This is a genomic window from Streptosporangium sp. NPDC049376, assembly GCF_044466505.1.
Lineage (GTDB): Bacteria > Actinomycetota > Actinomycetes > Streptosporangiales > Streptosporangiaceae > Streptosporangium.
Map to the genome: position 1 here is coordinate 38300 of NZ_JBITMT010000009.1, position 14579 is coordinate 52878.

Sequence of the window (14579 nt, forward strand, 5' to 3'; positions counted from 1 at the left end):
TCCGGCAGGACGACACAGCGACGCGGAGCCGGAGACCCATGGAGTTCGTCTATTCCGAGAAATCAGGCAAAGGGGTGTCGAGCGTCGGCCAGAGCGGACTCAGCGGCTCCCCCGACATCCCGGAACCACCCCCGGACGACAGTGAACGCGGCCTCCACGCCCGGCTGCGACGCCTGCGCCGTACGGTCACCGGGACGATCAGCGGCCTGCCCCGTGTGTTCCACCTGGCCTGGCAGGCCGGTCCCCGGCTGACTGTGGCCCTGGCGGCGGCCACCGTCGTCGCCGGACTGACGCCCGCCGCCACGGCGTACACGGCGGGGCTCCTGACCGACACGATCGTGCGGGCCATCCAGGTACGCGCGGCCGGTCTGCCGGACGTGACCGCCCTGAACCTTCCCCTGCCCGGTCCGGCGCCCGAGACGACCACGACGTCCGCCGTCGTGATCCTGGCCGGTGTCCAGTTCCTGGTCTTCGTCGTCATGGCGCTCGCGAACGTGGTCATGACGATCACCAGGCAGCTCCTCCAGGAGAGGCTCACGCAGACCGTCCAGCTCAAGGTCATGGTCCACGCGAACGGGATGGACCTGGGGTTCTTCGAGACCGCCCGCTCCTACGACCTGCTGCGGCAGGCCCAGCAGGAGGCCGCGACCCGCCCGGTCACCATGATCGCAAGCGCCTTCGGGCTGGTCCAGAACGCCATCTCCTTCGCCGGGGTGGTCGCGCTGCTGGCCTCACTGAACCCCTTCCTCGCCCTGGCCGCCCTGCTCGCGCCCATCCCCGCCTTCGTCTCCGACTCCCGATACGGCATGCGCGGCTTCGTCATCTCGCTGTGGGCCTCCCCGATCCGCCGCCGCATGCAGTACCTGAACACCCTGGTGACCACCGACGCCTTCGCCAAGGAGGTGAGGCTCTTCGGCCTTGGCTCCTACTTCGTCGACCGCTTCCGCGCCCTGGGCGGGGTCTTCTACGAGCGTCAGCGCCGTCTGGTCGTCACCCGCTATCTGGCGGGCGGCGCCTGGGGACTGATCAGCACCCTGACGGGGTCCCTCATCTATCTCTTCATCGCGCTGCAGGCGGCCTCGGGGCAGCGCACCCTGGGAGACCTGGCGCTGTACACCGCGGCCGCCGCCTCCCTGCAGACGGCCGTCCAGGGGCTGTTCCAGAACACCTCAAGCATGTACGAGAACAACCTCTATCTCGGCACCCTGTACGAACTGCTGGCGACGCCCTCTGCCGCCCTCCCGGAGAACCCCCGGCCGCTGCCCACACCGGTACACGGCCACATCGTGTTCGAGCACGTGACCTTCACCTACCCCGGGGCGGGGCAGCCCGCCCTGAGGGACGTCAGCTTCGAGGTCAAACCAGGCCAGACCATCGCCGTGGTCGGCCGCAACGGGGCGGGCAAGACCACCGCCGTCAACCTGATCTGCCGCCTGTACGACCCCGACGAGGGCCGCGTCCTGCTGGACGGCGTCGACATCCGCCGGTTGGACCCCCAGGAGCTGAGGAGCACCGTCGCGGCCATGTTCCAGGACTACGTGACCTACCAGGCGACCGCCGCGGAGAACATCGGCCTCGGCGACGTCGGGCACGTCGAGGACCGTCCCCGGATCGAGGGCGCGGCGGCCAGGAGCGGGGCCGACGGGCTGATCTCCGGGCTGCCCTCGGGCTACGACACCCCCCTGGGAAAGTGGTTCGACCAGGGCGTCAACCTGTCCGGGGGCGAGTGGCAGAAGGTGGCGCTCGGCCGGGCCTTCATGCGGGACACGCCGATCCTGCTGCTCGACGAACCGACCTCGGCCCTCGACCCGCACAGCGAGTACGAGCTGTTCGAGAACCTGCGGCGCCGTTCAGAGGGGCGTACGGCCGTCTACGTCTCACACCGTCTCTCCACCGTTCGCCGGGCCGACCGGATCCTGGTCTTCAAGGAGGGCCGGATCTCCGAGGAGGGCACCCACGCCGAGCTGATGGAGCTGGAGGGCGACTACCACGGGCTCTTCACCATGCAGGCCTCCGCGTACGTCGGCACAGCGGACCAGGAAACCCCACAGACCCCCGAGGAAAGACGATGACCGACGCCCAGTTGATCCCTCTCGACCTGCTGTTCGGCGAGCCCGCGTACCTGAGCCCCGCGCTGTCGCCTGACGGAACCCACATCGCCTACCTCGCCCCGCACAACGGGGTGCTCAACATCTGGGCCGGCCTCAGGGGGAAGGACTTCTCCCCGGTCACCGACAACCGCGACCGGGGCATCCTCGGCTTCTGCTGGGCGCACGACGGCCGCCACCTGCTGTACATGAGCGATCACGAAGGCGACGAGCAGACCCATGTCCACGCGGTCGACCTGTTCGGCGGCGGCACCCGCGACCTGACCCCCTTCGACGGCGTGCGCGCCTACATCGTCGGGATCGACCGGCGCGTCCCCCGGTACGTGCTGGTGGGGATGAACCTGAGGGATCCCAGGCGGCACGACGTGTACCGGGTCGATCTCGCGGGCGGCGAACCCTCGCTCGTCGCGGAGAACACCGGTTTCTCCGGCTGGATCGCCGACCGCGAGCTACGGATCAGGGGAGCGCGTGGTTTCGCCCCCGACGGCGGCTCGTCGATCATGGTCCGGGACACCGAGGAGGCGGACTGGCGGACCCTGCACGTGATGGACTACGAGGACTCCATGACCTCGCAGGCCATCGGGTTCACCGACGACGGCCTGAGCCTTCTCGTCCTGTCGTCCGTGGACTCCAACACGACCCGGCTGCTCAGGCTGGACGTGGCCACCGGAGCCGCCGAGGTTCTCTACCAGGACCCCCGCCACGACGTGCGCACGGTGAACCTGCACCCGCTGACGCGCCAGGCCGACCTGGTCGTCGTCGAACGCGAGCGCAACCACCTGGAGGCGCTCGACCCGGCCGTCGCCGACGACGTGGCGCGGATCCGCGCGATCGGCGACGGCGACATGATCCCCCTCGGCAGGGACGGCACGGGGCGGACATGGCTGGTGCAGGAGAACGTCGACGACGCCCCCGCTGGCTACCACGTCTACGACGGCGAGAGCGGGAAGGCGGAACTCCTGTTCACCCACCAGCCGGAGTTCGCGCGGTACCCGCTGGCCCGGATGGAGCCCTTCTCCTTCACCGCGAGGGACGGGCTCACGATCGACGGCTACCTGTCCTTCCCTCCGGGCCTCGACCGGCGCTCGCTGCCCGCCGTACTCAACGTGCACGGCGGGCCGTGGGACCGCGACCGTTGGGGTCTGCGGGTCGAGTCACAGTGGCTGGCCACCCGGGGTTACCTCTGTGTCCAGGTCAACTTCCGCGGTTCGAGCGGGTACGGCAAGGACTTCCTCAACGCCGGTTCCGGCGAGTGGGGCGCCCGCATGCACGACGACCTGATCGACGCGGTGCGGTGGGTCACCGCGCGGGGCTTCGCCGACCCGGACAGGATCGGCGTATACGGCACCTCGTACGGGGGGTACGCGGCCCTGGTCGGCGCCGCCTTCACCCCGGAGGAGTTCCGCTGCGCCGTCTCCGTGGCCGGTCCCTCGAACCTGCTGACCTTCGTCGAGTCCGTCCCGCCGTACTGGGGGCCGGTACTCGCCCGCCTGAAGCGGTACATCGGCGACCCGGAGACCCAGGCCGATCTCCTGTGGTCGCGGTCCCCTCTCTCCCGCGTTGGGGACATCCGGATCCCGATCCTGATCGCCCAGGGGGCCAACGACCCGAGGGTGCGTCCCCAGGAGTCCGAGCAGATCGTCGCGGCCCTGCGGGAGAAGGGCGTTCCGCACGAGTACCTGCTCTTCGACGACGAGGGGCACGGGTTCGTGAACCCCCGCAACCGGCTGACCTTCTACGCCGCCGCCGAGCGCTTCCTCGCCCGGCACCTCGGCGGAAGGAACACGACGCCGGGACGCTGACCCCGGCCCTCGGTCAGAACTCGTCGGCGCCGGTGACCTGGGCGACGACGAAGACGTGCCGGGAGGCGGCGCAGATCGTCTCCAGCACGTGGACCGGGGTGTCGTCGTCTCCGTAGCTCGCGCGCAGCACCTGCACGATCCACTCGCCGGGGTCGAGTTCCAGGGTCACGGCCTCGAAGCCGCTCGGCGGGCGGGCCACCAGGTGCTCCTCGGCGTGGCCGAAGCGGTGGCCGAGGGCCTCGATGCCCGCCTGGAGCGTGGGCCGTACGAAGTCGGGGTCGCACAGCGGGGTGCCGCCGAACAGGTCGAGCCTGAAGTAGCTCGTGGCGATCCGCACCGGGACGTCACCGGCCAGCAGCAGCTTCCTGCGGGCCAGGACGTCGGTGCCCGGCTCGACGCGCAGCGCCGCCGCGACGTCACCGGAGGCCGGCTCCTCACCGACGCCCAGCATGCGGCGGCCCGGGGTGATCCCCTGCGCGGCGGCCTCGGTCATGAAGAGCGAGGCCGAGCCGCGTACGGCGGGCTGGGTCGGCAGCGAGCGCCGCACCACCACGCGGGGCGTCCTGTGGCCCGTGGCGCCGCTTTCCCGGCTCGGGTCCGCTGTCTCCTGAGATCCCACTGAAAGCTCCTCCACGGCGTTCCTGGCACCGGCTGAGGCCGTCCCCCGACCCTAGTGGAGTGTCAGTAGGCGGGCAGCGTCCGCCGTCTGCGGCGCAGTGCCCAGGCCGCCAGGACGCCGCCGACCAGCCCGAACAGGTGCCCCTGCCAGGAGATGCCCGCCTCCCCCGGCAGCACGCCCCAGATGATCGAGTAGTACGCCACGGCGACGCCGACCGCGATGACGATGTCGAGGACGCTCCGGTCGAACAGGCCCCTGGCCACCACGAAGCCGAAGTAGCCGAAGACGAGCCCGCTCGCCCCGACCGTGACCACGTACGGCGAGCTGGTGAACCAGACGCCGAGGCCGCTGACCACGATGATGATCAGGCTGGCGAGCAGGAACCTGCCGATCCCGCGCAGCGCGGCGAGGAAGCCGAGGATCAGCAGGGGCAGCGAGTTGGCCATGAGGTGGCCGAAGCCCGCGTGCAGGAACGGCGCCAGGAGGATGCCGCCCAGCCCCTCGACGTCCCACGACCTGATGCCGTAGGCGTCGAACTCTCCGGGCAGGACGTAGTCGGCGACCTCGATCGCCCACATGCCGCCGACCAGGAGGATGACGAGGATCGCGGCTCCGGCCGCGCCCGCCGCCAGCTCACCCGCCCCGCGTCTGAGCCGCTCACCGGCCGGGCGTTCCGCCGGGGGAAATCGGTCGTCCATGCACTCTCCTGGCCTTCGGGAGCGGTCGCCACGCCCTTCCACCGTACGCACTCCAGGCGGGAAGTGCGCCGGGCGCGACCCGTACGGCCGTGCCCGGCGCCTCGAACGGGACTACTCGCCCTTCCAGACCGGGGCGCGCTTCTCGGCGAAGGCCGCCGCGCCCTCCTGCGCGTCCTTCGACGCGAACACCGGGTCGATGATCTCCGCCTGCCTGGCGAACATCTCCCCCGCGCTCCAGTCGGCGGACTCGACGATCACCCGCTTGGTCGCGGCGAGCGACAGCGGGGCGTTGGCCGCGATCCGGCCGGCCAGCTCGACCGCCCTGGTCAGCGCCTCGCCCTCGGGCGTGACGTGGTTGACCAGGCCGACCTCGCTCAGCCGTGCGGCGGGGAAGTGGTCGCCGGTCAGGGCGATCTCCATCGCGACGTGGTAGGGGATGCGCCGCGGCAGCCGCATCACGCCCCCGGCCGCCGCGACCAGGCCACGCTTGGGCTCGGGCAGGCCGAAGACGGCCTTCTCCGAGGCCACGATGATGTCGCAGGCCAGCGCGAGCTCGAAGCCTCCGGCCAGGGCGTAGCCCTCGACGGCGGCGACGATCGGCTTCCTCGGCGGCGCCTCGACGATGCCGCCGAAGCCCCTGCCCTCAAGGAAGGGCAGGTCTCCCTTGAGGAAGCCCTTCAGGTCCATGCCCGCGCAGAAGGTGCCACCCGCCCCGGTCAGCACGTAGACCGAGACGTCCGCGCGTTCCTCGAACTCGTCGAGCACCGCGGCGATCCCCCTGGCGACCGCGCCGTTGATCGCGTTCCTGGCCTGGGGGCGGTTGATCGTGATGACCGCGACGCCGTCGCCGACCTCGGCGAGTACCTCATCAGACACCGGTTGACTCCTCTGGGCCGGGAACTACTTGGGCTGGAAACGGATGCCGCCGTCGAACCGGACGGTCTCGGCGTTCATGTAGTCGTTCTCGATCAGGGAGCGCACCAGGTGGGCGAACTCCTCCGGCCTGCCCATGCGCTTGGGGAAGACGACGGGGGCCACGAGCCTGGCCTTGAACTCCTCGGCGTTGTCGTTGAAGGCGTAGATCGGGGTGTCGATGATGCCTGGGCAGATCGTGTTGACGCGGATGCCGACGGGCGACAGGTCGCGCGCGGCGGGCAGGGTCATGCCGACGATGCCGCCCTTGGAGGCCGAGTAGGCCACCTGGCCCGTCTGGCCTTCGAGGGCCGCGACGGAGGCGGTGTTGACGATCACGCCGCGCTGGCCGTCCTCGTCGACCGGGTCGGTCTTGGCGATGGCGGCGGCGCCGATGCGCAGGAGGTTGAAGGTGCCGATCAGGTTGACCTCGATGACCTTGCGGTAGGAGGCCAGGTCGTGCGGTGAGCCGTCCCGGTTGACCGTACGGCCCGCCCAGCCGATGCCCGCGCTGTTGACCACGACGCGCAGCGGCCTGCCGGTCGCGACCGCCGCGTCGACCGCCGCCTGCACCTGCTGCTCGTCGGAGACGTCGGTCTTGACGAAGACTCCGCCGATCTCCTCGGCGACGAGCTTGCCGCGCTCCTCGTTGAGGTCGGCGACGACCACGGTGGCGCCGTGCGCGGCGAGATGACGGGCCGTGGCCTCACCGAGGCCGCTGGCACCGCCCGAGATGACTGCTGCTGCTCCGTTCAGGTCCATGAGCGGACTCTAACGCGGATACCGAATGAAGTTCTATCAGGGGTGCCCGTTGGATCTCAGCCCTCGCCGACCGCGGTGACCACGTCGGGATAGACCTTGATGCGGCGGTCGAGGCCGGTGGTGCGCAGAATCCTGGCCACCGGCGCCTGCGGGGCCGCGAGGCTGACGCCGCCCCCCTCGCCCGTGGCCAGCCGCCAGGCCTCGATGAGCACGGACAGGCCGCTTGAGTCCATGAACGACAGCGCGGTGAGGTCGAGGATCAGCCGGGATCCGTCGAGCTTGATCGCATCGCGAACCTCGTCTCGCAGAAAGGGGGCGGTGAACAGATCGAGTTCGCCCTCGACGGCCACCACCACGGCGTCACCGACGGCGCGGCGAGCCAGCCGTAGCTTCATCAGTCCTCCTCGCCCATGAGGCAGACCCACTTTACTTCGCCATCACCGTATGTGAGGTCCCGCGACTCTATGATCATTCGCACCGGGCGGAGGAAGAACCGCAAACGCCACACATCACCCTCACCCCGTTCCGCTTCCCCGTCAATGGAGCCACGGCCCAGCCACGGCGCCCCCGCCGATTTATACCGGAAAAATCACGAATAACGTGGGACAAAGATCATATAAACCGCTATCACAGCGAATCGATACACATGTCGACGATCATGGAGAATGCTCCGCTCGCGGGAGGGCGAAGCCGTACGGCAGTTCGAGACGGTGGGCGGCGAGCAGGTCGGAGTCGGAGAGGATCTTCGCGGTCGGCCCGTCGGCGGCGATCACGCCGCCGGACAGGACGAGCGCCCGTTCACACAGCTCCAGGGCGTACGGCAGGTCGTGGGTGACCATCAGCACGGTCACGTCCAGCCCCCTGAGGATCTCGGCCAGCTCGCGCCTTGAGGCCGGGTCCAGGTTCGACGACGGCTCGTCCAGCACCAGGATCTCCGGCTCCATCGCGAGCACGGTCGCCACCGCGACCCGGCGGCGCTGACCGAAGGACAGGTGGTGCGGCGGCCTGTCGATCGCCTCCAGCATGCCGACGCGGTCGAGGGCCTCCTCGACCCGGCGCCGTAGCTCCGGCCCCCTGAGGCCGAGATTGGCCGGGCCGAAGGCGACGTCCTCCCGCACCGTCGGCATGAACAGCTGGTCGTCGGGGTCCTGGAAGACGAGCCCGACCCGCCTGCGGATCTCCTTGAGCGACTCCTTGCCGACCGGCAGCCCGGCGACCGTCACCGTGCCGTGCCCCGGGGTCAGGATGCCGTTGAGGTGCATCACCAGCGTGGTCTTGCCCGCGCCGTTCGGGCCGAGCAACGCGACCCGCTCCCCGCGCGCGATCTCGAAGTCGACGCCGAACAACGCCTGGGTGCCGTCCGGATAGGCGTACGCCAGGCGGCGCACCTCCAGCGAGGCGGTCATCACAGGCCTCCGTTCACGAGTGTCGTGCCGAGCAGCGCCACGAGCGCCGCGCCCGGCAACATACCCGCCGTGAGCCACTGACGCGAGGAGGCGGACAGGTCCTGGATGACCGGCATCGAACCGGTGTAGCCCCGGCTGAGCATCGCCAGGTGCACCCGTTCCCCGCGCTCGTAGGAACGGATGAACAGCGCCCCCGCCGATTTGGCGACCGCCGGGATGTGCCGGACGTCCCTGGCCGTGAAGCCCCGCGACTCCCTGGCCACCCGCATCCGACGCATCTCGTCCACGATCACGTCCATGTAGCGGAGCATGAACATGGCGATCTGCACCAGCAGCGGCGGCAGCCGCAGCCGCTGGGCGCCGAGCAGCATCAGTCTCGGTTCGGTCGTCGCCGCCAGCAGCACGCTGGCGACCACCCCGAGCGTGGCCTTGGCCAGGATGTTCCAGGCCGCCCAGAGCCCCTCGACGCTGAGCGTGACTCCCAGGAACGGCACCCGTTCGCCGAACCCGATGAACGGCAGCGCCACCGCGAACACCACGAACGGCAGCTCGATCATCATCCGCCGCAGCACGAAGCCCGGCGGGACCCGGGCGGCGGACGCGACCACACCGAGCAGGACCGCGTAGATCCCGAAGGCCCACAGCCACTCACGCGGGGTCGCCACGACCACCAGCGCGAAGGACGCGACCGCCGCCAGCTTGCACTGGGGTGGCAGCCGGTGGACGAGGGTGTCCCCCGGCCGGTAGAGCTGGTGGCTGTGGCCCGCCCCCACTACGCGGTGACCTCGTCCTTCGCCGAGTCGTCGCGGGTCTCGCCCTGGTTGCGGCGCCGTACCGCGAAGAACAGGCCGCCGCCGACGGCGAGGGTCACTCCGACGCCGACCAGGCCGGCGACACCGACCGGGATGCCGCCGACCTCGCCGTAGTCGGCCAGCGGCTGGTCACCGAGGGCGTGGTCCCCGGCCTGGCCGATGAAGCCCTTGTCCTCGGCGACCCGCTCAAGGCCGTCGGGCGAGGAGGAGGCGTAGAAGCTGACGATCCCCGCCAGCAGCGCCGCGACCAGGACGCCCGCGGGCAGGAACCAGCCGATGCGGCGCGGGGCCGCCGCCCTGGGGGCCGTGTCCACCGTGGTGGCCGCGCCGTCGGCGCCCCTGAGCACCAGGGGCGCGGCCAGCCCGCGCGCGCCGTAGACCAGGTCGGGCCTGACCGCGAGCACGGTGCTGACGGTGACCGCGGTGATCAGGCCCTCGCCGATGCCGATGAGCACGTGCACGCCGCCCATGGCCATGGCGACCGTGCCGACCTCGATGGGCGCGGTGCCGCCGATCCAGAACAGCAGCGCGAAGGAGATCGCCGAGACCGGCACCGAGACCAGCGCCGCGACGAAGGCGCCCGCGACCACCGTGCCCCTCCCGCGCGCCCTGCTCGTGACCAGGCGGAAGACGGCCCAGCCCGCCAGGACGGCGACGATGCCCATGAGGGTGATGTTCACCCCGAGCGCGGTCAGGCCGCCGTCGGCGAAGAAGAAGCCCTGTACCAGCAGGACGACGGCCACGCACAACACCGCCGTGTACGGCCCGACGAGTATCGCCGCGAGCGTGCCGCCGAGCAGGTGCCCGCTGGTGCCCGCCGCGACCGGGAAGTTGAGCATCTGGACGGCGAAGATGAAGGCGGCGACCAGACCCGCCATGGGCGCGGTCTTGTCGTCGAGCTCCTTACGAGCCCCCCGCAGACAGATCCCCACGCCGGCGGCCGCGACGGCCCCGGCCGAAATCGACACGGCTGCGTTGAAGAAGCCATCGGGTACGTGCACGGCAAGCCTCCGGGGATGCGAAATCCTCCTTACTTTAAGCCATGGGCTTGCACTTGCAAGAGAGTGGCATTAGCGGAGGACGCGGCGGGCGAACGACCTCGGGGTGAACGTCCGCACGACCGCGCTCAGCCGCCCCTTGCCCGTGGTCGCGTAGGGCCTGACGCTGCGTCTGACCAGCCCGCGCCACCAGGTGCGCGGCGGCGCGACGATCTCGGCGGGCGCCTCGACCCTGAACCGCGCGGGCGGTCCGCCCAGGTCGAGTTCCAGGTAGGCGTCCCAGGTGCCGGGTCCCAGTCTGCCGAGTGCCTGCCGCATGGCGAACGTCCCCCCCTCCTCGACCTCGACCGGCTCGCGCCACTCCTTCCCCGACCACCGCTCCCGCCACACCAGGTGCCGTACGGCCCGCGTCCCCGGCGCCGCCGAGCCGACGCTGACCCGCCCGTCGAGCGCCAGCCGGTTCCCGGTCGTCCAGCGGGTCCCGGTCAGCCGGACGCGGCCCGGCACCCGCACCACGTGTCCGCCGACGTCGAGGCTGAGGTTGCCGTGCGACCTGGTGAAGTACGGCAGGGCGACGACACCGCCGATCATCCGGGGGGCGGGCCGGGTGACCGGCTCGTCCCGGTCGGCGCCGAGCCGTACCAGACGGGTGACGCCCTCGCACTCGACGTTCAGATAGACGTCCCAGACCCCGGAGGACAGCGTGGTGACGTCCACGACGGCGCTGAAGCCCTCGTGGTCGCCGCCGACCGGGAACACCCGCTCGACCGGACGCCCCCGGTCGCCCTCCACCGCGCCGCCGCGCAGCCGCAGCACCAGGTCGAGGCCGCCCGCGACGAGGTCGGGGCCCCCGTCCCGTTCGAGGGCGTCCAGCGCGACCCGGCCCGTGACGACCAGCCCGTCCCGCGGGTCCCAGTCCAGGCCGGTCAGCCGCCTGCGAACCACGGCCGACTCGATGTGCGCGAGCCGTACCAGGCGGTCGACGTCCTGGAGGGCGGCGACGCGGCCCCGGTCGATGGGGTTGAGGCGTTCGCGGACGCCGTCGGTCAGCCACCGCTCGCACATGTCGGCGACCTCGGCGGCGATCTGCCTGCGCGTCTCCTCCCCGGCGTCGAGGAAGGGCCTGCCGAGGTTGCTCAGCGCGTCCATCCTGAAGTGCCGCCCGAGCAGGTGGTCTCGCAGCGCCCCGGGACGCACGTGGCCGACCATCAACTCGACCGACTTCTTGATCATCCGAATCCAGGCGACCGGGTCGCGACTGCCCGGCTGCTGCATGATGCTGCTGCCGTCCGGCCTGGCGACCAGGTGGTAGCAGTCGTAGTCGGCGACGACGGAGATCACCTCCGCGTGGCAGTAGGCGTGGGTGGTGAAGAACACGTCCTCCCCGACCAGCAGCGTCTCGTCGAAGCGGATGCCGTACCGCTCGATCATCTCCCTGCGGAAGAGCTTGAAGCAGCTCAGGCTGTTGTAGACGCGGCTCTCCTCCAGCGTGACCCGCTCGGCGTTCTCCCGGAACATCGAGACGGGGGCCCTGCGGTCGTGCCCGACGATCTTTCCGAGCACCATGTCCGAGCCGTTGCGCTCGGCCATCGCGAGCATCCGTTCGAGCGCCTCGGGGCCGAGATAGTCGTCGGCGTCGCAGAAGAACACGTACTTGCCCCTGGCCAGGGCCAGGCCGACGTTGCGGGGACGGCCCGCGCCGCCGGAGCGCTCCACGCGGACGACCCGCACGACCCCCCGGTGGTGGGCGGCGTAGAGATCGAGCAGTTCGGCGCCGCCGTCGGTCGAGCCGTCGTCGACGACGATGATCTCCCTGTTGACCCGCTGCACCAGCAGCGAGGTCAGGCACCTGTCGAGATAGGGGCGGCAGTTGTGGACCGGGACGATGACGCTGACGTCGATGTCGGGGTGCTGCGTCTCCTCCCGCGCGGCCCAGCGCCCGGGCCCCGCGGCCTCGTCTCCGGCCGCCCGCTCACCGCTTCCCGCACGGACCGCTCGAATGATCGTCCCCGTCACCGCTGTGCCCCCCGTCGGTTACTCAACGTCACGCAGCGTTCCAGTATGTGACGATGGGCCGCGCGTGTGGGGCGGATCCGGTTTCTTGGCCCTCTCCGCCTTCGCCCGGCCTCACCGCGCCTGGTGAAAACCCCCTTTTTCTTACGGCTTCGCACGGCTTGGCGTTTCGCGCGCCTTGTCGCCTTGTCGCCCTTTGGTACCTCCGGCCCGTCACCCTGTGTCGTCGCGCCGGAGCCTCCCGAGTTCCTCGACCGCCGCCAGCGCCGTCCGCCACGGCTTGGAGCCGTTCCAGGCCTCGTTCGCCGGGTCGAGGAGCACGCGCACCCCCTCGGCGCGCAGCGTCTCGACACCGCGCAGGAACGGCAGGCGGGAGGCGAGGGCCGCGTTGACGAAGGGCACGACGACCACCGGGATGCCCAGGCCGGGGGCCTCGGCGAGCAGGCCGAGCGCGTAGGTGTCGGCGATCCCCTGGGCGAACTTGTTGACGGTGTTGTAGGTGGCCGGGGCCACGACGATCGCGTCGGCCCTGGGCGGCTTGGGCTCGTCCGGCCTGCGGTAGCGGCTCTTGACGGGACGCCCGGTCAGCTCCTCGAAGGCGGCGACGTCGAAGAAGCCCAGCGCCGAGGGGGTGGCGACGACCTGGACCTCCCATCCCTCATCGAGGGCCGCCGCGACCAGGTCCTGTGCCGTGGGGGCCGCTCCGGCCGCGCAGACGATCACATAGAGGACGCCCTTGGGCGCCGGGGGACGGTTCATGGAACAAGTCTCGGACACCCGGAAACAGCCTTGGAGCCGGGACGGCTATCGACATCTCACCCAAAATCACGAAAAATCCTTATGTTTCCGTGTGACTTGCCCGGGAATTTCCATGCCGTTCCGTTATGAGAAGAAACCCGTGTGACCCGTGGGACGTCTTTTCCAACAGGAGGGCACATGGCAGCACTCGACGATCTTGTGGACGCGGACCTCCTTCTGGAGCTGCTCCTCGTCGAGGCGTTGCACGTCGAGGCCGAGCGCCTCGCGGCCGGCCGAAGGACCGGCCCCGACTCCGGCGAGGGGAGCCGGGGCCTCGGGTCCACGCCGCGCCGCCCGCGGGGTCAGTGAAGGTGGATCATCCCCCGGGCGGCCATCTCCTCGATGTACCTCGCCCAGTCACGTGTGATCTTGTTCTCGAAGTCGGCGTGCACCGCCTCACGCTCCCGCGCGGTCAGGTGTTCCCGCTCCCCTCCGGGGTAGGTCACCGTCGCCCCCTCCGGTGAGCCGTCCAGCAGGAACAGGTAGCCGCGCCTGCTGACCTCCAGGAACATGCCGAACGTCGGCAGCTCCTGGATCTCGCGCAGCGCCGCCTCCCAGTCCACCTCGACCCCCTGCCAGCTGTTGTCCCGTTCGGCCAGCCACCGGGTGAGGTCGCTGAACCAGACACCTCTGCGGCCGGGGTTCTCCTTGACGTGGAAGTGGGCCACCGCGAAGACCCCTTCCGCGTTCTCCGAGACCTGGCTCCTGGGGACGAGCGGCGGCGCGACGACGTAGGCGGCCTCCGCGGTCGCGGCGTCCTGCCGGGAGTCGGGCCAGGGCAACGCGAAGATGAGCCAGTACGCGGGTTCCTGGAGCTTTCTCAGTTCCTGCGAGGTTGGAGAGGTCATATGCGGTTTCTCCTTTGGGGGCTGAGATCACCGTACTGATCGAACCCCCAGTAACCCGGAGAACCACCAAAAAACCATCGTGTTAACGGGCGAGGGCCGCCAATTCCCTCAGGACAACCGGCCAAGCCTCGCTTTCCGGGTCAATAACCACAAAATGCCCGGCGCCGGGAATCCGCACCAGCGAGGCCTCGGGGTGGGCGGCGACGTAGGACTCGGAGACCTCGACGGGCACGCGCTCGTCGTCGGTGCCGTGCACGAGCGTCACCCGCCCGGCGCCGGGGCGCAGCCGTACCGGATCGAGGTCGGGGCGCTCGTCCGGCGGACGGCCGAGGAAGTCGGCGACCGCGCCCTCGTCGAGGTCGAGCCAGTGCGCGAGCCGCAGGTCGGCCACCGGGGCCAGGGCGAGGACCGCGGCCTCCCCCGGGCTCGCGAGCAGGGCCAGGTGGCCGCCTGCCGAGTGACCGGCGACCACCATGGGACCGGACGCGGGACCGAGCGCGGCGAGCGCGGCACGGACGTCCTCGACCGCCGCGTCCGGACGGCCCGGCTCGCGGCGGTACTCGACCGCGGCGACGTTCCAGCCCGCCTCGCGCAGCGCGTTCGCCATCGGACGCAGGTGGACCCGGTCGTACTCGGGACGCCAGAACCCGCCGTGGACCAGCGCGACCGTCGGCCCCGGCCCGTGCCACAGGTCGCTCACCTGGTCGGGGGCCGGGCCGTACGCGACGGTCTCGTCAGGACCGGGCGCGTCCCTCCCGAGGACCGACCTGTCCTCGCTCACGACGACCTCACGACGGCCTCAT

The 14579-nt window shown here is 70.6% G+C and carries 15 protein-coding genes; 3 read left to right on the top strand and 12 right to left on the bottom strand.

Annotation, left to right across the window (positions count from 1 at the left end; all coding sequences use genetic code 11):
- Positions 1-38: 38 nt before the first annotated feature.
- Together ACIBVQ_RS22710 and ACIBVQ_RS22715 are read left to right on the top strand one after the other, a co-directional pair.
- Positions 39-2072 (top strand): ABC transporter ATP-binding protein, encoded by a 2034-nt coding sequence (locus tag ACIBVQ_RS22710; RefSeq protein ID WP_399179729.1) that lies wholly within the window; start codon positions 39-41, stop codon positions 2070-2072.
- A complete protein-coding gene (locus ACIBVQ_RS22715; RefSeq protein ID WP_399179731.1) occupies positions 2069-3910 on the top strand; it encodes a S9 family peptidase in 1842 nt (613 codons plus the stop codon). The genes ACIBVQ_RS22710 and ACIBVQ_RS22715 overlap by 4 nt, the downstream gene beginning before the upstream one ends.
- Positions 3911-3923: 13 nt before the next feature.
- On the opposite strand, the gene ACIBVQ_RS22720 is transcribed toward ACIBVQ_RS22715, so the two are convergent.
- The 10 genes from ACIBVQ_RS22720 to ACIBVQ_RS22765 all read right to left on the bottom strand — a co-directional run bounded on the left by ACIBVQ_RS22720 (position 3924) and on the right by ACIBVQ_RS22765 (position 12889).
- Positions 3924-4463, bottom strand: a complete 540-nt coding sequence (locus ACIBVQ_RS22720; RefSeq protein ID WP_352014701.1) for a UTRA domain-containing protein — start codon at positions 4461-4463, stop codon at positions 3924-3926.
- A gap of 128 nt (positions 4464-4591) precedes the next feature.
- Complete coding sequence (locus ACIBVQ_RS22725; RefSeq protein WP_352014700.1) at positions 4592-5227, bottom strand: rhomboid family intramembrane serine protease; 636 nt, start codon at positions 5225-5227, stop codon at positions 4592-4594.
- 111 nt (positions 5228-5338) lie between these two features.
- Positions 5339-6103, bottom strand: a complete 765-nt coding sequence (locus ACIBVQ_RS22730) for a crotonase/enoyl-CoA hydratase family protein (protein ID WP_352014699.1) — start codon at positions 6101-6103, stop codon at positions 5339-5341.
- Positions 6104-6127: 24 nt separating this feature from the next.
- Positions 6128-6901 carry an SDR family oxidoreductase gene (locus ACIBVQ_RS22735; protein WP_352014698.1) on the bottom strand — a complete coding sequence of 258 codons (774 nt, stop codon included), beginning with the start codon at positions 6899-6901 and terminating at the stop codon, positions 6128-6130.
- A gap of 56 nt (positions 6902-6957) precedes the next feature.
- Positions 6958-7296: an STAS domain-containing protein gene (locus ACIBVQ_RS22740; protein ID WP_352014697.1), complete on the bottom strand. Its 339-nt coding sequence runs from the start codon at positions 7294-7296 to the stop codon at positions 6958-6960.
- 261 nt (positions 7297-7557) lie between these two features.
- Complete coding sequence (locus ACIBVQ_RS22745) at positions 7558-8307, bottom strand: energy-coupling factor ABC transporter ATP-binding protein (RefSeq protein ID WP_399179735.1); 750 nt, start codon at positions 8305-8307, stop codon at positions 7558-7560.
- The gene (cbiQ, locus tag ACIBVQ_RS22750) at positions 8307-9080 is read right to left on the bottom strand and encodes a cobalt ECF transporter T component CbiQ (RefSeq protein WP_399179737.1); all 774 of its coding nucleotides are present in this window, start codon (positions 9078-9080) and stop codon (positions 8307-8309) included. Before cbiQ ends, ACIBVQ_RS22745 begins: the two co-directional genes overlap by 1 nt.
- Positions 9080-10120, bottom strand: a complete 1041-nt coding sequence (locus tag ACIBVQ_RS22755) for an energy-coupling factor ABC transporter permease (protein ID WP_386188420.1) — start codon at positions 10118-10120, stop codon at positions 9080-9082. Before ACIBVQ_RS22755 ends, cbiQ begins: the two co-directional genes overlap by 1 nt.
- 69 nt (positions 10121-10189) lie before the next feature.
- Entirely contained in the window at positions 10190-12133 is a 1944-nt protein-coding gene (locus ACIBVQ_RS22760) for a glycosyltransferase family 2 protein (protein ID WP_399179738.1), read from the bottom strand.
- Between the two features lie 210 nt (positions 12134-12343).
- Positions 12344-12889, bottom strand: a complete 546-nt coding sequence (locus ACIBVQ_RS22765; RefSeq protein ID WP_362781238.1) for a flavoprotein — start codon at positions 12887-12889, stop codon at positions 12344-12346.
- 177 nt (positions 12890-13066) lie between these two features.
- Here ACIBVQ_RS22765 and ACIBVQ_RS22770 point away from each other — a divergent pair, with 177 nt between their 5' ends.
- On the top strand, positions 13067-13237 hold the full coding sequence (locus ACIBVQ_RS22770) for a hypothetical protein (RefSeq protein WP_362915186.1): 171 nt from the start codon (positions 13067-13069) through the stop codon (positions 13235-13237).
- On the opposite strand, the gene ACIBVQ_RS22775 is transcribed toward ACIBVQ_RS22770, so the two are convergent.
- Entirely contained in the window at positions 13231-13776 is a 546-nt protein-coding gene (locus tag ACIBVQ_RS22775; RefSeq protein WP_362915184.1) for a hypothetical protein, read from the bottom strand. The genes ACIBVQ_RS22770 and ACIBVQ_RS22775 overlap by 7 nt on opposite strands.
- Positions 13777-13858: 82 nt before the next feature.
- Positions 13859-14557 carry an alpha/beta hydrolase gene (locus ACIBVQ_RS22780; protein ID WP_399179741.1) on the bottom strand — a complete coding sequence of 233 codons (699 nt, stop codon included), beginning with the start codon at positions 14555-14557 and terminating at the stop codon, positions 13859-13861.
- Positions 14558-14579: the final 22 nt, after the last annotated feature.